At 56.5% G+C, this 19,037-nt stretch carries 18 protein-coding genes; all 18 read right to left on the reverse strand.

The genetic code is table 11. The features are described from left to right. Window positions 1-90: 90 nt before the first annotated feature. The gene (locus FBY04_RS30305) at window positions 91-978 is read right to left on the reverse strand and encodes a TnsA endonuclease N-terminal domain-containing protein (RefSeq protein ID WP_371927884.1); all 888 of its coding nucleotides are present in this window, start codon (window positions 976-978) and stop codon (window positions 91-93) included. A gap of 266 nt (window positions 979-1,244) precedes the next feature. Continuing rightward, window positions 1,245-3,077: a glutamine--fructose-6-phosphate transaminase (isomerizing) gene (gene glmS / locus FBY04_RS30310; RefSeq protein ID WP_084317596.1), complete on the reverse strand. Its 1,833-nt coding sequence runs from the start codon at window positions 3,075-3,077 to the stop codon at window positions 1,245-1,247. 1 nt (window position 3,078) lies between these two features. Continuing rightward, a complete protein-coding gene (locus tag FBY04_RS30315) occupies window positions 3,079-3,858 on the reverse strand; it encodes a DeoR/GlpR family DNA-binding transcription regulator (protein ID WP_178118342.1) in 780 nt (259 codons plus the stop codon). A 193-nt stretch (window positions 3,859-4,051) separates the two neighbouring features. Next, window positions 4,052-5,419 carry a bifunctional UDP-N-acetylglucosamine diphosphorylase/glucosamine-1-phosphate N-acetyltransferase GlmU gene (gene glmU, locus FBY04_RS30320; protein WP_145319166.1) on the reverse strand — a complete coding sequence of 456 codons (1,368 nt, stop codon included), beginning with the start codon at window positions 5,417-5,419 and terminating at the stop codon, window positions 4,052-4,054. Between the two features lie 116 nt (window positions 5,420-5,535). Then, the gene (locus FBY04_RS30325; RefSeq protein ID WP_007969909.1) at window positions 5,536-5,961 is read right to left on the reverse strand and encodes a F0F1 ATP synthase subunit epsilon; all 426 of its coding nucleotides are present in this window, start codon (window positions 5,959-5,961) and stop codon (window positions 5,536-5,538) included. A 45-nt stretch (window positions 5,962-6,006) separates the two neighbouring features. After that, entirely contained in the window at window positions 6,007-7,386 is a 1,380-nt protein-coding gene (gene atpD / locus FBY04_RS30330) for a F0F1 ATP synthase subunit beta (RefSeq protein ID WP_008155715.1), read from the reverse strand. A gap of 27 nt (window positions 7,387-7,413) precedes the next feature. Then, window positions 7,414-8,274, reverse strand: coding sequence for a F0F1 ATP synthase subunit gamma (gene atpG, locus FBY04_RS30335; protein ID WP_145319169.1), 861 nt, complete (start codon window positions 8,272-8,274; stop codon window positions 7,414-7,416). 50 nt (window positions 8,275-8,324) lie between these two features. Beyond that, entirely contained in the window at window positions 8,325-9,869 is a 1,545-nt protein-coding gene (atpA, locus tag FBY04_RS30340; RefSeq protein WP_008155713.1) for a F0F1 ATP synthase subunit alpha, read from the reverse strand. Between the two features lie 21 nt (window positions 9,870-9,890). Then, a complete protein-coding gene (locus FBY04_RS30345) occupies window positions 9,891-10,427 on the reverse strand; it encodes a F0F1 ATP synthase subunit delta (RefSeq protein WP_054594854.1) in 537 nt (178 codons plus the stop codon). Window positions 10,428-10,439: 12 nt separating this feature from the next. Further along, entirely contained in the window at window positions 10,440-10,910 is a 471-nt protein-coding gene (locus tag FBY04_RS30350; protein ID WP_008027535.1) for a F0F1 ATP synthase subunit B, read from the reverse strand. A gap of 56 nt (window positions 10,911-10,966) precedes the next feature. Then, window positions 10,967-11,224, reverse strand: a complete 258-nt coding sequence (gene atpE, locus FBY04_RS30355; protein ID WP_002555987.1) for a F0F1 ATP synthase subunit C — start codon at window positions 11,222-11,224, stop codon at window positions 10,967-10,969. 133 nt (window positions 11,225-11,357) lie between these two features. Next, on the reverse strand, window positions 11,358-12,227 hold the full coding sequence (atpB, locus tag FBY04_RS30360; RefSeq protein WP_084317593.1) for a F0F1 ATP synthase subunit A: 870 nt from the start codon (window positions 12,225-12,227) through the stop codon (window positions 11,358-11,360). Between the two features lie 16 nt (window positions 12,228-12,243). Further along, window positions 12,244-12,651 carry a F0F1 ATP synthase subunit I gene (locus FBY04_RS30365; RefSeq protein ID WP_010465473.1) on the reverse strand — a complete coding sequence of 136 codons (408 nt, stop codon included), beginning with the start codon at window positions 12,649-12,651 and terminating at the stop codon, window positions 12,244-12,246. A 148-nt stretch (window positions 12,652-12,799) separates the two neighbouring features. Beyond that, window positions 12,800-13,672 (reverse strand): ParB/RepB/Spo0J family partition protein, encoded by an 873-nt coding sequence (locus FBY04_RS30370; protein WP_145319172.1) that lies wholly within the window; start codon window positions 13,670-13,672, stop codon window positions 12,800-12,802. Window positions 13,673-13,681: 9 nt separating this feature from the next. Beyond that, entirely contained in the window at window positions 13,682-14,479 is a 798-nt protein-coding gene (locus FBY04_RS30375) for a ParA family protein (protein WP_017341702.1), read from the reverse strand. Window positions 14,480-14,497: 18 nt separating this feature from the next. Beyond that, a complete protein-coding gene (rsmG, locus tag FBY04_RS30380; RefSeq protein WP_145319175.1) occupies window positions 14,498-15,142 on the reverse strand; it encodes a 16S rRNA (guanine(527)-N(7))-methyltransferase RsmG in 645 nt (214 codons plus the stop codon). Beyond that, window positions 15,139-17,037: a tRNA uridine-5-carboxymethylaminomethyl(34) synthesis enzyme MnmG gene (mnmG, locus tag FBY04_RS30385; protein ID WP_145319178.1), complete on the reverse strand. Its 1,899-nt coding sequence runs from the start codon at window positions 17,035-17,037 to the stop codon at window positions 15,139-15,141. Before mnmG ends, rsmG begins: the two co-directional genes overlap by 4 nt. 551 nt (window positions 17,038-17,588) lie before the next feature. Further along, entirely contained in the window at window positions 17,589-18,959 is a 1,371-nt protein-coding gene (gene mnmE / locus FBY04_RS30395) for a tRNA uridine-5-carboxymethylaminomethyl(34) synthesis GTPase MnmE (protein ID WP_145319181.1), read from the reverse strand. Window positions 18,960-19,037 lie beyond the last annotated feature (78 nt).

The raw sequence follows: 19,037 nt of genomic DNA on the forward strand, positions 1-19,037 counted from the left end.
TGAATTCTTCGGGATAACGCTGGTTGCTCATGGCACCTCCTAATGGGCCTCATTTTAAGGCTTGGAGGTGTCTACGAAACTAGGGGCGATTCATACCTCGACTGGTGCTGTAACAGTCAAACATGATTCACTAGCCCACACATGCAATGGTTCAGATAATCTAATCACCCTAGAGGTAAGATCTGTCTCCAACCGGCCTATCCATAAAAGATGGTGAAAAAGACGTTTAACGCCCATATAATCGATGAATATTACTCTAGACGCTTTTTCTAATAGTGCCTTGAGTGGGATTTTATCAGTTTCACATCCCGCTATAAAATCTAGCAAATTACTTATATTTTTGTCCGTTGGCAAAGATGGATGAATCATCGCATAAGTTCTAAGTATGACAAGATTTGCTATCTTATTTTGTGGCAAATTTTCGTGAAAAATTAGCTTCCACTCTACCTTCCTCATAGCCCAATATTTTTCTTCAATAGCGAGCTTCTCCACAATCCGATTTTGCTCATCAGTGCCAGCTTCTTCAAATTCTTTGCGGTATTTTACAGATCGCGCGGCCAGCCGCTCTTCGCCTTTCTGGTCAACGAAAGTTATTAGAAAGTCCGTTGTCATGACGACAGGAATTTGAGTGCCCGGATAAACCGGGTGAAAAATATTCAGGCTCGAAGCAATAGCTTGGGTCTCCGCTTGTGTGAAAAGTGGAAACTGCTCCCGAATATCAATGATGGAAGGATCCTGCTCAAGGATCAGGTGGTAGTCCCGCTCAGCATTGGATAACAAGTGATGAGTACGTTGGAACTTCACTCCTGGCACGAGGTGAGACACACCCTTCGATTTGATATTCCAAACCTTAATCCAGGGTTCATAAGATTCTCTCACCCCTGTTCCGCGGCCTGATTTGATTTTTCTATCAATTTTCTGCTGGGTCATCAGCTTGTTTGAAGCAGGCTTAGTCGATGCAGCGGGGACAGGTGTCATTTTACGAGTCGCTCATCATTAGGCGACCCGCTCGAGCGGAACGGCACAGAAGGTACGTGGCGTGGGAAATGTCAGGAGCGGGCTCTGCCAGGACAACAGTCACATCGGTGCATAAAGGATTGTGATCCTTAATTTCAGGACCCGCTCCCGCCCCGATGTGCGGTCGGGGCAGAGGCTTGTGACAACCTTTATTAACTTGTGACAACCTTTATTGTTTTGTGACAACCTTTATTGTTCGTAAACACTTGTTTCATCTGTGGATAACTTTATTCCACCGTCACCGACTTCGCCAGGTTACGCGGCTGGTCAACGTCCGTGCCTTTCAGCACCGCGACGTAGTACGACAGCAACTGCAGCGGAATGGTGTAGAGGATCGGCGACAGGATGTCGTGGATGTGCGGCATGTGCACAACATGGGTGCCTTCGCCGTTGGTCATGCCGGCCTGCTCGTCGGCGAAGACGATCAGTTGGCCGCCACGAGCGCGGACTTCCTGGAGGTTGGACTTCAACTTCTCCAGCAGTTCATTGTTCGGCGCCACGGTCACCACGGGCATGTCGTTATCCACAAGCGCCAACGGGCCATGTTTCAGCTCGCCGGCCGGATAGGCCTCGGCGTGGATGTAGGAAATCTCCTTGAGTTTCAAGGCCCCTTCCATCGCCACCGGGAATTGCGCGCCACGTCCAAGGAACAGCGTGTGATGCTTCTCGGCGAACAGCTCGGCGATTTTTTCCACGGTGCTGTTCATCGCCAGAGCTTCGCCAAGACGCGTTGGCAAGCGACGCAGTTCTTCGACCAGGGTGGCTTCGACGCCTTTGGCCAATGTGCCGCGAACCTGGCCCAGGGAAAGGGTCAATAACAGCAGGCCGACCAGCTGAGTGGTAAACGCTTTGGTCGATGCCACGCCGATTTCACGACCGGCATGCGTCAGCAGAGTCAGGTCGGATTCACGCACCAGCGAGCTGATGCCGACGTTGCAGATAGCCAGGCTGGCGAGGAAACCCAGTTCCTTGGCGTTGCGCAGCGCAGCCAGCGTGTCGGCGGTTTCGCCGGACTGGGAAATGGTCACGAACAGGGTGTCGGGCTGCACCACCACTTTGCGGTAGCGGAATTCGCTGGCGACTTCGACCTGGCAAGGAATGCCGGCCAGTTCTTCGAGCCAGTAACGGGCAACCATGCCGGCGTGGTAGCTGGTGCCGCAAGCGACGATCTGTACGTTACGTACTTTGGCGAACAGCTCGGCAGCCTGTGGACCGAACGCTTGTACCAGCACACCGTTCGGGCTCAGACGACCTTCGAGGGTGCGCTGCACAACGGCCGGTTGCTCGTGGATTTCCTTGAGCATGAAGTGGCGGAATTCGCCCTTGTCGGCCGCTTCGGCGCCGTCACGGTACTGCACCGTTTCACGTACGACTTCTTTGCCACTGACGTCCCAGATCTGCACGCTATCGCGACGAATTTCGGCGATATCGCCTTCTTCCAGGTACATGAAGCGGTCAGTGACCTGACGCAGGGCCAACTGGTCGGAAGCGAGGAAGTTTTCCCCCAGACCCAGACCGATCACCAACGGGCTGCCACTGCGGGCAGCGACCAGGCGATCCGGTTGATCAGCACTGATCACGGCCAGACCGTAAGCACCGTGCAGCTCTTTGACGGTGGCCTTGAGCGCCACGGTCAGATCCTGCAGATCCTTGAGTTTGTGATTCAACAGGTGCGCGATGACTTCGGTGTCAGTGTCCGAGGTGAACACGTAACCCAGCGCCTTGAGTTGTTCGCGCAGGGCTTCGTGGTTCTCGATGATGCCATTGTGCACCACCGCCAGGTCACCGGAGAAATGCGGGTGAGCATTACGCTCGCACGGCGCACCGTGTGTCGCCCAACGAGTGTGGGCGATACCGAGGCGACCGACCAGCGGCTCCGCTTCGAGTGCCAGTTCCAGCTCGCTGACTTTGCCTGGGCGACGCATGCGCTCGATCTTGGCATCATTGGTGAAAACCGCCACACCGGCGCTGTCATAGCCACGGTATTCCAGGCGTTTGAGGCCTTCGAGCAGGATGGCGGTGATATTACGTTCTGCGACTGCGCCGACAATTCCACACATGCTATTTCTCCTGACTGACAGCCGCGCAAATCAAATTGATGCCGCGGGCCTGAATCTGATCACGTGCTTCTTGCGGCAGGCGATCATCGGTAATTAGGGTATGGACACTGCTCCAGGGCAGTTCCAGGTTGGGAATCTTGCGGCCGATCTTATCGGCCTCGACCATCACAATCACTTCGCGGGCGACATCGGCCATTACGCGGCTCAGTCCCAGCAATTCATTGAAGGTAGTAGTACCGCGCACCAGATCGATGCCATCGGCACCGATGAACAATTGGTCGAAATCGTACGAGCGTAGAACCTGCTCGGCGACCTGCCCCTGAAAGGATTCGGAATGCGGATCCCAGGTGCCGCCCGTCATCAACAACACCGGTTCGTGTTCGAGTTCGCTCAGGGCGTTGGCGACGTGCAGGGAATTGGTCATCACCACCAGGCCTGGTTGTTGACCCAGTTCGGGGATCATCGCAGCGGTGGTGCTGCCGCTGTCGATGATGATCCGTGCATGCTCACGAATTCGCGTGACAGCAGCGCGGGCGATGGCCTGCTTGTATTTGGATACCGGCTGACCGATATCGGCCACCAACTCCTGGGGCATGGTGACGGCACCGCCGTAACGGCGTAGCAACAAGCCATGACTTTCGAGTGCCGCCAGATCCTTGCGAATCGTAACTTCCGAGGTTTCGAAGCGCTTGGCCAACTCATCCACACTGACTTCCCCCTGCTCATTGAGCAAGGCGAGGATATTGTGGCGGCGTTGTGGAGTATTGCGTTTCGACATGATTTGGTAAGTTTCGATTCGAAAGATAACGGAAGCAATCAAAACCTATCAGCGAAACTTCGTCAAGCGGGAGGCGATAAAAAAGATCTGTGGATAAAGCATTGTAGGAGCCGGCTTGCTGGCGATCCGGGAAGACTCGATGCATCAGGTCAACCGCAATCGGTAGCAAGCCAGCGCCTACAAGGATGTGGATAACTTACGCCTTCTTGATTTTCTCCGGCCGCTTCCAGCCATCGATGTTCTTCTGACGCGCACGGCCCACCGCTAATTGTGCGTTATCCACATTCTGCGTAATGGTCGATCCGGCAGCGGTGGTTGCACCACTAGAGATATCCACAGGCGCTACCAACGAGTTGTTGGAACCGATGAACACATCTTCGCCCAAGACGGTTTTCCACTTGTTGGCACCGTCATAGTTGCAGGTGATGGTGCCGGCACCAATGTTAGTGCGCGCGCCGATTTCGGCATCGCCCAAGTACGCGAGGTGACCGGCCTTGGCGCCTTCGCCCATATGAGCGTTTTTCAGCTCGACAAAGTTACCCACATGGGCGCGAGCCTCCAGCACTGTGCCGGGACGCAGACGGGCGAACGGTCCGGCGTCACTGCCTTCACCGAGAATTGCGCCTTCGATATGACTGTTGGCCTTGATCACCACACCTTTACGCAGGGTGCTGTCCTTGATCACGCAGTTAGGACCGATCACCACGTCGTCTTCGATGACGACTTTGCCCTCGAGGATCACGTTGATGTCGATCAGCACATCGCGGCCGACAGTGACGTCACCACGCACGTCGAAACGCGCAGGGTCACGCAGGGTCACGCCTTGAGCCATCAAACGACGACCCGCACGCAATTGATAGTGACGCTCGAGTTCGGAGAGCTGCTTGCGATCGTTGGCGCCCTGCACTTCCATCGCGTCGTGAGGCTGTTCGGTCGCGACGACCAAACCATCGCTGACCGCCATGGCAATCACGTCAGTCAGGTAGTACTCGCCCTGGGCGTTATTGTTGGAGAGACGACTCATCCAGCCACCCAACTGCGCGAACGGCAGCGCCAGGATGCCGGTATTGCCTTCAGTGATCGCGCGCTCGGCTTCGCTGGCGTCTTTCTGCTCAACGATCGCCGTGACCTTGCCGGCAGCATCGCGGACGATGCGGCCATAGCCGGTCGGGTCATCCAGCTCGACGGTCAGCAAGCCCAATTGCTGCGGTGCAACGTGCTTGAGCAGGCGCTGAAGAGTCTCGACTTCGATCAACGGCACATCGCCGTAGAGAATCAAAACGGTGTCGGACTCAATGAATGGCACGGCTTGAGCTACCGCATGGCCAGTACCCAACTGTTTGTCCTGCAGGACAAAATTCAGATCATCCGCCGCCAGACGTTCACGAACGGCATCGGCACCGTGGCCAATCACCACGTGGATGCGCTGTGGATCAAGTTGCCGCGCGCTGTGGATAACATGGCCAAGCATCGAATTGCCGGCAATCGGGTGCAGCACTTTCGGCAACGCCGAACGCATGCGAGTGCCCTGACCAGCAGCGAGGATAACGATTTCAAGAGACATGACTGGCTACCAATCCTGGGTGGTCAGCGGCTGCGACCAGGTTATGAAAATCGGAAAAGAAAAAAGGGTAGCCGAGGCTACCCTTTTTAATCAATCGCGCAACAAGTGATGGCCTGTTAGTGGCCGAACTTCTTGCGGATCTGCTGGACGGTGCGCAGCTGAGCTGCAGCCTCGGCCAGACGTGCGGCAGCAGAACCGTAATCGAATTCCGCGCCCCGCTCATGCAAGGCCTTCTCGGCAGCCTTAACGGCTTCCTGAGCGGAGGCTTCGTCCAGGTCGGCAGCACGTTGCACGGTGTCGGCAAGAACCTTGACCATGTTCGGCTGAACCTCGAGGAAACCACCGGAGATGTAATACACCTCCTCTTCCCCGCCCTGCTTGACCAGGCGGATCGGGCCAGGCTTGAGATTAGTGATCAGCGGCGCGTGGCCCAGGGCGATACCAAGATCACCCAGTGCACCGTGCGCAATCACCATCTCGACCAGGCCGGAAAAGATTTCTCCTTCCGCGCTGACGATATCGCAATGGACTGTCATAGCCATCTGATTGCCTCAACCTAAATTAGCGCCCGTTACCGGGCGCCGGGATTACAGTTTCTTGGCTTTCTCGATCGCTTCTTCGATGCCGCCGACCATGTAGAACGCTTGTTCTGGCAGGTGGTCGTAGTCACCGTTGAGGATGCCTTTGAAGCCAGCAATGGTGTCTTTCAGGGAAACGTATTTACCCGATGCACCGGTGAAGACTTCAGCCACGAAGAACGGCTGCGACAAGAAGCGCTGGATCTTACGAGCACGGTTTACCAACTGCTTGTCGGCTTCCGACAGCTCGTCCATACCCAGGATCGCAATGATGTCCTTCAGTTCTTTGTAACGCTGCAGAACATACTGTACACCGCGAGCGGTGTCGTAGTGGTCCTGACCGATCACGTTCGGGTCCAGCTGGCGCGAAGTCGAGTCGAGTGGATCGACCGCCGGGTAGATACCCAGGGAAGCGATGTCACGGGACAGAACGACGGTGGCGTCCAAGTGGGCGAAGGTGGTCGCTGGCGACGGGTCAGTCAAGTCATCCGCAGGTACGTATACCGCCTGGATCGAGGTGATCGAACCGTTTTTGGTCGAAGTGATACGCTCTTGCAGAGTACCCATCTCTTCGGCCAGGGTCGGCTGGTAACCTACTGCGGAAGGCATACGGCCCAGCAGTGCGGATACTTCAGTACCGGCCAGGGTGTAACGATAGATGTTGTCGACGAACAGCAGAACGTCGTTACCTTCGTCACGGAACTTCTCGGCCATGGTCAGGCCAGTCAGTGCTACGCGCAGACGGTTACCCGGCGGCTCGTTCATCTGACCGTAAACCAGTGCCACTTTGTCCAGAACGTTGGAATCCTTCATCTCGTGGTAGAAGTCGTTACCCTCACGAGTACGCTCACCCACACCGGCGAACACGGAATAACCGCTGTGCTCGATGGCGATGTTACGGATCAGTTCCATCATGTTTACGGTCTTGCCTACACCGGCACCACCGAACAGACCAACTTTACCGCCCTTGGCGAACGGGCAAACCAGGTCGATAACCTTGATGCCGGTTTCCAGCAGGTCGTTGCCGCCCGCTTGTTCAGCGAAGGTTGGCGCAGGACGGTGAATGCCCCAGCGCTCTTCGGTGTCGATCGGACCAGCTTCGTCGATCGGGTTGCCCAGTACGTCCATGATCCGGCCCAGAGTCGCTTTACCGACCGGTACGGAGATGGCAGCGCCAGAGTCGGTGACTTCCAGACCGCGCTTCAAGCCCTCGGTGGAACCCATCGCAATGGTACGAACCACGCCGTCGCCCAGCTGCTGCTGAACTTCCAGGGTGGTTTCGGCCGCGCTCACTACTTTCAGCGCGTTGTAGATGCTCGGTACGCTGTCGCGTGGGAATTCCACGTCGATAACGGCGCCGATGATTTGAACGATACGTCCGCTACTCATAGCTGGATCCTCTGAATATTTGAACCGTTAAACCGCGGCAGCGCCGCCGACGATTTCCGAGATCTCTTGGGTGATCGCAGCCTGACGCGCCTTGTTGTAGACCAGCTGCAAATCGCTGATCAAATCACCGGCGTTGTCGGTAGCGTTCTTCATCGCGATCATCCGCGCAGCTTGTTCAGCCGCGTTGTTCTCGACCACCGCCTGGTAGACCTGCGACTCCACGTAACGGACCATCAAGCCGTCAAGCAGCTCTTTGGCGTCCGGTTCGTACAGATAATCCCAGTGGTGCTTGAGTTCTTGATCCGGGGTTGCCACCAGTGGAATCAACTGCTCCACGGTAGGCTGTTGCGTCATGGTGTTGATGAACTTGTTGGACACCACGGACAGGCGATCAATACGGCCGTCCAGGTAGGCATCCAGCATCACCTTGACGCTGCCGATCAGGTCATTGATCGACGGCTCTTCACCCAGGTGGCTGATAGCTGCTACGACGTTACCGCCGAAGTTACGGAAGAAAGCCGCACCCTTGCTACCAACAACACACAGATCAATCTCGACGCCGTTTTCGCGGTTTACCGCCATGCCCTTGACCAGAGCCTTGAACAGGTTGGTGTTCAAGCCACCACACAGACCACGGTCACTGCTCACCACGACGTAACCGACGCGCTTTACTTCACGGTCGATCATGAACGGGTGGCGATATTCCGGGTTGGCGTTGGCCAAATGACCAATAACCTGGCGGATGCGCTCCGCGTAAGGACGGCTAGCAGCCATGCGCATTTGTGCCTTGCGCATTTTACTGACCGCCACTTTTTCCATGGCGCTGGTAATCTTTTGCGTGCTTTTGATGCTCGCAATCTTACTGCGAATCTCTTTTGCGCCTGCCATGTAACACCTATCAGGTTAGCAAGCGGGAGCCTTGCGGCCCCCGCTGCGGCTTACCAGGTTTGGGTGGCCTTGAACTTCTCGATACCGGCTTTCATGCCAGCGTCGATTTCGTCATTGAAGTCACCCTTCACGTTGATCTTCGCCATCAAATCGGCGTGATCGCGGTTGAAGAAAGCAATCAGCGCTTGTTCGAAGCTGCCGATCTTGGCGATTTCAACGTCAGTCAGGAACCCACGCTCAGCGGCATACAGCGACAGCGCCATGTCAGCGATCGACATTGGTGCGTATTGCTTCTGCTTCATCAGCTCGGTAACGCGCTGACCATGCTCAAGTTGCTTACGGGTCGCCTCGTCCAGGTCAGAAGCGAACTGGGCGAATGCCGCCAGTTCACGGTACTGAGCCAGAGCGGTACGGATACCACCGGAGAGCTTCTTGATGATCTTGGTCTGAGCGGCACCACCCACACGGGATACCGAAACACCGGCGTTCACAGCAGGACGGATCCCGGAGTTGAACATGGCCGATTCCAGGAAGATCTGACCGTCGGTGATGGAAATCACGTTGGTCGGAACGAACGCGGAAACGTCGCCAGCCTGGGTTTCGATGATCGGCAGTGCGGTCAGGGAACCGGTTTTGCCGGTCACTGCGCCGTTGGTGAACTTCTCTACGTATTCTTCCGAAACGCGGGATGCGCGCTCCAGCAGACGGGAGTGGAGATAGAACACGTCGCCTGGGTAAGCTTCACGGCCTGGTGGACGGCGCAGCAGCAGGGAAATCTGGCGGTAAGCCACTGCTTGCTTGGACAGATCGTCATAAACGATCAGCGCGTCTTCACCGCGGTCGCGGAAGAATTCACCCATGGTGCAACCGGAGTACGGTGCCAGGAATTGCAGTGCTGCAGATTCCGAAGCGCTCGCTGCCACGACGATGGTGTTAGCCAGTGCGCCGTTTTCTTCCAGCTTGCGAACCACGTTGGCGATGGTCGATTGTTTCTGACCGATTGCAACGTAGACGCAGAAAATGCCGCTGTTTTTCTGGTTGATGATCGCGTCGATCGCCAGAGCGGTTTTACCGATCTGACGGTCACCGATGATCAGCTCACGCTGGCCACGGCCGACAGGGATCATGGCATCGACAGCCTTGTAGCCAGTCTGTACAGGCTGGTCTACCGACTTACGCCAGATCACGCCAGGAGCAACTTTCTCGACCGCATCGGTCTCGGTGTTGTTCAGCGGACCTTTGCCGTCAACTGGGTTACCCAGTGCGTCGACTACGCGACCCAGCAGTTCCTTACCAACCGGAACTTCGAGGATGCGGCCGGTGCACTTGGCGCTCATGCCTTCAGCCAGAGACTGGTAAGAGCCCAAAACTACGGCACCTACGGAGTCTTGCTCCAGGTTGAGAGCCATACCGAAGACGCCGCCCGGAAACTCGATCATCTCGCCGTACATAACGTCGGCCAGACCGTGAATCCGCACGATACCGTCAGATACGCTGACGACTGTGCCTTCGTTACGGGCTTGGGAGGTCACATCGAGCTTGTCGATGCGGCCCTTGATAATTTCACTTATTTCGGAAGGATTGAGTTGCTGCATTGCTCTGCTGCCCCTTCAAACTCAAGATTTCAATGCTTCGGCAAGATTCGCGAGTTTGCCGCGAACCGAGCCATCGATAACCAGGTCGCCGGCGCGGATGACAATGCCCCCAATAAGGGATTTGTCTTCCTCGACTTGCAGGCGCACTTCCCGGTTGAGTCGTGCACTGAGAACCTTGGCGAGTTTGTCTTGCTGTTCTTGGTTCAATGCGAAAGCACTGGTCACTTCAACGTCTACCGACTTCTCTTGTTCGGCCTTGTACAGGTCGAACAGAGCGGATATCTCCGGCAACAGCGGGAGACGGTCGTTTTCGGCAACGACGTTGATGAAGTTCTGTGCCTTGGCATCAAACTTGTCGCCGCACACGTCAATAAACGTGGCGGCCTTGTCTGCGCTCGTCAGTCGCGGGGCCTTGAGCACGCGCTGCATGGTGTCATCTTGCGACACTGCTGCAGCCAGGCCGAGCATGGCTGACCAAGAGGCCAGTTGCTGGTGGGCCTGGGCGTGCTCGAAGGCTGCCTTAGCGTAAGGTCGGGCCAACGTGGTCAATTCTGCCATGATCGCCCTCGCTTAAATTTCAGCAGCCAGTTTGTTTACCAGCTCCGCGTGCGCGTTTTGATCGATTGTGGCACCCAGGATCTTCTCGGCGCCGCCGACGGCCAGTGCACCCAGTTGGGCACGCAGCGCGTCTTTGACACTGTTCAGTTCCTGCTCGATCTCGGCCTGAGCCTGAACCTTCACACGGTCAGCGTCGATACGGGCTTTTTCAACAGCCTCTTCAACGATCTGGTTACCGCGTTTCTTGGCTTGCTCAATGATTTCAGCTGCCTGAGCCTTAGCTTCGCGCAGTTGTTGACCCGCTTTATCTTGGGCCAACTCCAGGTCGCGAGCTGCTCGGGCGGCAGCGTCCAGTCCATCCGCGATCTTCTTCTGACGTTCGTGCAAAGCCGCGATGACCGGAGGCCACACGAACTTCATGCAAAACAGTACAAAAATGAAGAACGCAACGGACTGGCCAATCAGGGTTGCATTAATGTTCACGCCAACACCTCGCTCGTTCGTTGCACATCAAACCAATCACTCGAAGGTTCGAGTGATTAGCCAGCGAGTTGACCAACGAATGGGTTCGCGAAGGTGAAGAACAGAGCGATACCAACACCGATCATGGTTACGGCGTCGAGCAGACCGGCAACGATGAACATTTTGACTTGCAGCATTGGAACCATTTCTGGTTGACGCGCTGCGCCTTCCAGGAACTTGCCGCCCAACAGGCCGAAACCAATTGCGGTACCCAGTGCGCCCAGGCCGATCAACAGTGCAACAGCGATAGCGGTTAGACCAACTACAGTTTCCATCTTTCCTCCCGACTTTTACGTCGTATGGTTTAGGTTTTTTAGATTTTAAAGCGGTAAAACAAATCGTTTCATAGCCCTGTTCGGGCACCCACCCGTTTGACCGGGTGGGACATCAGACTAGTCGAGACTGGTCTTAATGGTTCTCTTCGTGCGCCATCGAAAGGTAAACGATGGTCAGCATCATGAAGATAAACGCCTGCAGGGTGATGATCAGGATGTGGAACACAGCCCACGCCCACTGCAGAACTACGCCCAGGCCGCTAAGCCAGAGCAGACCGCTGCCGAACATCACAGCAATCAGAATGAAGACCAGTTCGCCGGCGTACATGTTGCCGAACAGACGCAGTGCCAGCGAGATTGGCTTGGCCACCAGCGTCACGAACTCCAGCAGGAAGTTCACCGGAATCAGCAGGGCTTGAACGAAGATGTTCTTGCTGCCGAACGGGTGCAGGGTCAGTTCGCCGATGAAGCCGCCGATGCCCTTGACCTTGATGCTGTAGAAAATGATCAACGCGAACACCGACAGGGCCATGCCCAGGGTAGCGTTCGGGTCAGTGGTCGATACGGCACGGAATGGAATGTGCGCATCGCCAGTGATCAGGATGGCCAGCTGAGGAATCCAGTCGACCGGGATCAGGTCGACGGCGTTCATCAGGAAGACCCAGACGAAGATGGTCAGTGCCAGCGGTGCAATCACCGGGCTACGGCCATGGAAGCTGTCTTTCACGCTGCCATCGACGAATTCGACCAATACTTCAACGAAGTTCTGCAAAGCACCAGGCTGACCGGAAGTCGCCTTCTTTGCCGCCATGCGGAAAAGAAGAACGAAGATCAGACCCAAAGCGACCGACCAGCCGAGAGTATCGACGTGGAAAGCCCAGAAGCCCATTTCTTTGGCTTCTGCTGCGGTGTGGGCAAAACCCCACCCGCCGGTTGGGTGCTGACCGAAGGTCAGGTTCTGCAAGTGGTGCTGGATATAGCCCGAAGCGGTTGTTTCTGCCATGGTTGCCTCAAACGCCCTAAGGTCTCGAAAGTCTTGTTCTCATCAGCAGGGGCGCGAACCAGCTGACCAGTTGGGTCAACACGAAGACGCCGAATACAGCTAGCGGCGCCAATGGCTTCACACCTGCAAACGTCAATGCAAAGAGCACTGCCGTCAAAATCAGTTTGCCCGCCTCGCCAGCATAAAAAGACCGGACGATGGCTTGAGCTGCTCGGGCGCCGGAAAACCGAAATGCCCTGTGAGCGAAATAAACATTGGGTAGCAAGGCTATCAGGCCTCCGCAGAGTCCTGAGTACCCGGCAACGACTCCGTGCCATTGCCAGAGCGCCAAAGCGGCGATCAGCAAAACGACAAACTGAGCCATCAACACCGGGAAAACTGCCAGGCGATGGAACGGCAAGCGGTTTGGCGTGCGGCTTTCCATCACAATTACTCCCCAATGGTCGGCTGCCAGAATTCAATAACTTGGCATAATTTGTGCCGACAAAATGCGCGCAGAGTATAGGGGCGGTTCTGCCCCTATTCAACTGTCAGGTAGTGATTTCCGACTGCACGCTACATGAGGAAATGTTTCAGCGAATGTGTGCGAGCACACCCTGAAGCTCATCGAGGGAGTTGTAACCGATCACCAACTGCCCCTTCCCCTTCTTTCCGTGTCGGATCTGCACCGCAGAGCCTAGGCGCTCAGCCAGGCGCTGCTCGAGTCGGGCGATATCCGGGTCCGGTTTTACCGGTTCGGCAGGCTCCTGTTTGCCACTCAACCACTGGCGAACCAGTGCCTCAGTCTGGCGCACAGTCAGCCCCCGTGCGACAACATGTCGCGCCCCTTCAACCTGTTGATTTTCCGGAAAACCAAGCAAAGCTCGCGCATGACCCATTTCCAGATCACCGTGGGACAGCATGGTTTTGATAACTTCCGGCAACGCGATCAAGCGTAGCAGGTTGGCGACGGTCACGCGGGACTTGCCCACCGCTTCGGCCACTTGTTGCTGAGTCAGCTGGAATTCCTGCTGCAAACGCTGCAGGGCTACCGCTTCCTCGATCGGATTGAGGTCCTCGCGCTGGATGTTCTCGATCAGCGCCATGGCAATGGCGGTTTCATCCGGCACATCGCGAACCATCGCCGGGATGGTTTCCTGGCCAGCCTGCTGGCTGGCACGCCAGCGGCGTTCGCCGGCAATGATTTCGAAGCGGCCGCTACCGATCGGACGAACCACAATCGGCTGCATCACGCCCTGGGCCTTGATCGACTGCGCCAGTTCTTCCAGCGCTTGCGGGTCCATGTCCCGACGCGGCTGGTACTTGCCGCGCTGGATCAGGTCCAGGGGCAAGTGCTGCAGCTCACGCTGATCGGCTTGTACCGCCTGCTCTTCCAGCGAGCTGACAGTCGGACCGCTCAGCAGTGCATCCAGTCCACGTCCGAGACCTCGTTTCTTGACGGCCATGGGGATTCCTTAAGTTGGCTGAGCAGCGGCGGTGCGTGAGTTTTTGCGCTGACGGCGAACCATCTCGCCCGCCAATGCCAGATAGGCAATGGCGCCCCGTGATGTTTTGTCGTACGCCAGCGCCGGCATGCCATAGCTTGGCGCTTCGGCCAGGCGGATGTTGCGCGGAATGACGGTGTCGTAGAGCTGCTCGCCGAAGTGTTCTTTCAACTGAGCCGAGACGTCGTTCATCAGGCTCAGGCGCGGGTCGTACATCGTGCGCAACAAGCCTTCCACTTTCAGGTTCGGGTTCAGCAGTTCGGCGATACGCTTGATGTTATCCACAAGGTCGCTCAAGCCTTCGAGCGCAAAGTACTCGCACTGCATGGGGATGATGACCCCGTCAGCCGCGACCAGAGCGTTCAGTGTCAGCATCGACAGCGACGGTGGGCAGTCGATCAAAATGTAATCGTAGTTTTCGCGGATCGGCGCCAACGCGCTGCGCAAGCGGCTTTCCTTCATCTGCATTTCCAGCAGAACCACTTCGGCCGCGGTCAGGTCACGGTTGGCCGGCAACAGCTGATAACCACCGTGCTCGGAGTAGTGCATGGCCTGGGCCAGATCGCACTCGCCGATCAGCAAGTCGTAGACCGAATTTTCCAGGCCGTGTTTATCCACACCGCTACCCATGGTGGCGTTGCCCTGTGGATCGAGATCGATCAACAGCACCCGGCGCTTGGTAGCGACCAGCGACGCTGCGAGGTTGATGCAGGTGGTGGTTTTGCCCACACCACCCTTTTGGTTCGCTATCGCGAATACCTTAGCCATTCTTGCTTGTGTTCCCAATCATGCCGTGCGGCGCAGTATCAGCAGATGGCGTTGGCCTTGGCAACCAGGTACGGCCAGGGCGTGTTCGCTATCGAGGTGGAAGTCTGCCGGCAATGCTACCAGCTCATCGGCCGGATGAACGCCCTTCATTGCCAGCCAGCGTGTATCGGCGTCGCCGAGGTGGCGCGTCCAGTTGCTGAAGTTCTCCATGCTGCTGAAGGCCCGGGAAATGATCCCGTTGAACGGCTGTGCAGGGCGGAAAGCTTCGACGCGACTGTGGATAACTTGCAGGTTATCCAGTTTGAGTTCGAGTTTGACCTGGGTCAGGAAGCGGGTTTTCTTGCCGTTGCTGTCCAGGCAGGTCACTTGCGATTCTGGAAACAGGATGGCCAAGGGAATGCCCGGCATGCCGCCACCGCTGCCAACGTCCAGCCAGCGGCCGTTTTCGATGAACGACATCACGCTCAAACTATCGAGCAGGTGACGCGATACCATTTCGTCCGGATCGCGTACGGCGGTCAGGTTGTAAGCCTTGTTCCATTTGATCAACAGGGCCAGATAGCCCAGCAGCTGCTCATGCTGGGTTTCGGTCAGTGTGACACCGAGCTGGCGAGCACCTGTGGATAACTCTTCGGCGTGTTGCGAGGTGACCAACGAACTCAAGCGCTTTGCTCCAACTGACGGCCCGCGCCGCGTTTTTTCAAATGAATCATCAACAGCGAAATCGCTGCCGGCGTAACGCCCGGAATACGCGACGCCTGGCCCAGGGTCTCTGGACGGGTCGCACCGAGCTTGCTCTGGATCTCTTTGGAGAGACCGGAAATGTTCGTGTAATCGATATCCACAGGCAGTTTCGTGTCTTCGCTAGCCCGCAGACGCACGATTTCATCCTGCTGACGATCGATGTATCCAGCGTACTTGGTCTTGATTTCGACCTGCTCGGCAACCTGTGGATCTTCTGCGCCACCGCCGGTCACGGCGATCAGACCAGCGTAGTCGATTTCCGGACGGCTCAGCAGGTTCAGCAAGTTGTATTCGTGGGTCAGCGGCGTACCGAATTTTTCGGAAATCGCATCGCCTTGCTCGGTGCCCGGGCGAACCCAGGTGCTTTTCAGGCGTTGTTCTTCCAGAGCGATGCTTTCGCGTTTGGTGCAGAAAGCAGCCCAGCGCGCGTCATCGACCAGGCCCAGTTCGCGACCTTTTTCAGTCAGGCGCAGGTCGGCGTTGTCTTCGCGCAGGATCAGGCGGTACTCGGCGCGAGACGTGAACATTCGGTACGGTTCCTGAGTACCCAAAGTAATCAGGTCATCGACCAAAACGCCGATGTACGCCTCGTCGCGACGCGGGCACCAGGCGTCTTTGCCCTGAGCGCGCAGTGCGGCGTTCGCCCCGGCCAGCAATCCCTGGGCGCCGGCCTCTTCATAACCGGTGGTGCCATTGATCTGTCCGGCGAAAAACAGGCCGCCAATCACTTTGGTTTCCAGGCTGTACTTCAGGTCACGCGGATCGAAGTAGTCGTACTCGATGGCGTAGCCCGGACGCACGATATGCGCATTCTCCATGCCGCGGATCGATTGCACGATCTGCAATTGCACGTCGAACGGCAGGGATGTGGATATCCCGTTCGGGTACAGCTCGTGAGTCGTCAGTCCTTCGGGTTCGATGAAGACCTGGTGGCTTTCCTTGTCGGCAAAGCGGTGGATCTTGTCTTCGATCGACGGGCAATAACGCGGGCCGATACCTTCGATCAACCCGGCATCGGAATACATCGGCGAACGGTCGAGGTTCGCTGCAATGATTTCGTGGGTCCGGGCGTTGGTGTGGGTAATCCAGCAGCTCACCTGTTTCGGATGTTGCTCTTTGGAACCCATGAACGACATCACCGGGATCGGCGTATCGCCGGCTTGCTCGGTCATCACCGAGAAATCCACGGATCGACCGTCGATGCGCGGCGGTGTTCCTGTTTTCAAGCGGCCAACTCGCAGTGGCAATTCACGCAAACGATGAGCCAGGGCAATCGATGGCGGATCACCGGCGCGACCACCGGAATAATTCTGCATTCCGATGTGGATAAGTCCACCGAGGAAGGTGCCAGTGGTCAACACCACGGAATCTGCGAAGAAACGCAGGCCCATTTGGGTGACAACACCGCGTACTTGTTCCTGCTCGACGATCAGATCATCAGCGGCTTGTTGAAATATCCACAGGTTCGGCTGGTTTTCCAATGTTTCGCGGACAGCGGCCTTGTACAGAACCCGGTCTGCCTGAGCGCGGGTTGCACGCACGGCCGGGCCTTTGCGGCTGTTCAAAACGCGAAACTGAATGCCGCCTTTATCGGTAGCCACGGCCATCGCGCCGCCGAGGGCATCGATTTCTTTCACCAAGTGGCTTTTGCCGATCCCGCCAATGGCAGGGTTGCAACTCATGGCACCGAGGGTTTCCACGTTATGCGTCAGCAACAGGGTTTTTGCCCCCATGCGTGCTGAGGCCAGTGCTGCCTCGGTACCGGCATGACCGCCGCCGATGACGATCACTTCAAAACGGGAAGGGAAATCCACCACGCACCTCGTGCCTGCTTCAGTTAGGTAATCAGGAATGGTTTGAGCTCAGGTTTTTGGACCTGGTCGACAAGTATAGGGACTTCGCTCTCCCTAAAGAACCCTTTGCACAAAATTTAACCAGCTGTGGAGAAGTCGGGGTTATAGAAATTAAAAAGAGAGAAATTTATTAAATCTTTGTTTTTATGTTTATTTCTACTGAGGCACCTTTCTGTGGATAGATCTCTACAGGCCTTTATTTTCAATATGTACAGAGATTCAAAACCCTGTGGTCATGTGCCGATGAGGTCCTTGGATAACCGGTTTAAGCCTGTGGATGAAAGGGGGGGTTATCCACAGAGGGGTTTATCTTCAGTTTTGAGGCCCTCTTATCAACTGCCCTTAGTGGCAGTTATTCACAGGGCTTAATCCACAGAAAAGCGACGATTGATCAGATCCAGGGCACGGAAAATCCGCCCAGGCAGAAAGAATCTGCTCGGCACAGGGGACAATTCAGGAAAAGAAATGAGAACAGACAGGCACGAACGGCCTGTCTGTGGACAACGAAACGACTATTTACCGATGCAGAAGCTGGAAAAGATCCGGCCCAGAAGATCATCGGAGCTGAATGCACCGGTGATTTCACCCAAAGCGTGCTGTGCCTGGCGCAAATCCTCGGCCAGCAATTCACCGGCACCTGCCAGGGTCAGCTGTGCACGACCGTGCTCGAGGGAAGCACTGGCATGACGCAACGCTTCAAGGTGACGCCTGCGAGCACTGAAGCTGCTTTCCGAAGTCTGCTCATAGCCCATGCAGGCCTTGAGGTGGTCACGCAGCAATTCCAGACCCTCTCCTGCAGACTTGGCGCTGAGGCTGATGGTGACGTGGCCATCTTCGCTGACATCCAGGGCAATAGGCTCACCGGTCAGGTCTGCCTTGTTTCGGATCAGCGTGACTTTGGCCGGATCCGGGCGGGTTTCAAGGAACTCCGGCCATAGCGCAAACGGATCAAGTGCTTCAGGAGCGGTGGCATCGACGACCAGCAGCACGCGATCTGCCTCACCGATGGCTTTCAACGCCCGTTCCACACCTATTTTTTCCACATGGTCATCGGTATCTCGCAGACCAGCCGTATCCACCACGTGCAGCGGCATGCCATCGATGTGGATATGTTCACGAAGAATGTCCCGGGTCGTGCCGGCAATCTCGGTCACGATCGCCGCTTCTCGCCCAGCAAGGGCGTTCAGCAAGCTGGATTTGCCGGCGTTCGGCCGACCGGCGATGACCACCGTCATGCCGTCTCGCAACAAGGCACCCTGCCCGGCTTCTCGCAGTACGGTGGATAACTCGTCGCGTACTTTGTCGAGCATGCTGAGCACGTGGCCATCGGCAAGGAAGTCGATTTCTTCTTCCGGAAAGTCGATCGCCGCTTCGACATAGATGCGCAGGCCAATCAATTGCTCAGTGAGGTTATGCACACGCTCGGAAAAAGCGCCCTGCAAGGAACGCAGTGCATTTCGCGCTGCCTGCGCAGAACTTGCCTCGATCAAATCCGCGATGGCTTCAGCCTGGGCGAGGTCGAGTTTGTCATTGAGGAACGCTCGCTCACTGAATTCACCCGGACGGGCCAGACGACAACCCAGTTCCAGGCAACGTTTGAGCAGCATATCGAGAACTATCGGACCGCCATGGCCCTGGAGTTCCAGCACATCTTCGCCGGTGAACGAGTTCGGTCCGGGGAAATAGAGCGCGATGCCTTGGTCCAGCACCTCATCGTTTTCACTCAGGAACGGGCCATAGTGGGCAAATCGCGGCTTGAGTTCACGACCACTGAACGCTTTGGCTGCAACGCTCGCCAACGGCCCGGAAATACGGACGATGCCCACACCGCCGCGACCTTGAGCGGTGGCGACGGCGGCGATGGTTTCACGAGGAACGCTCATAAACCGGTATCCAGACAAAAGTGACAGATAGCAAAACGCCCCACTAGGGGGCGTTTTGAGTGGTTACCCACAGAGTAA

This window comes from Pseudomonas sp. SJZ080 (assembly GCF_007828295.1).
Classification (GTDB): domain Bacteria; phylum Pseudomonadota; class Gammaproteobacteria; order Pseudomonadales; family Pseudomonadaceae; genus Aquipseudomonas; species Aquipseudomonas migulae_A.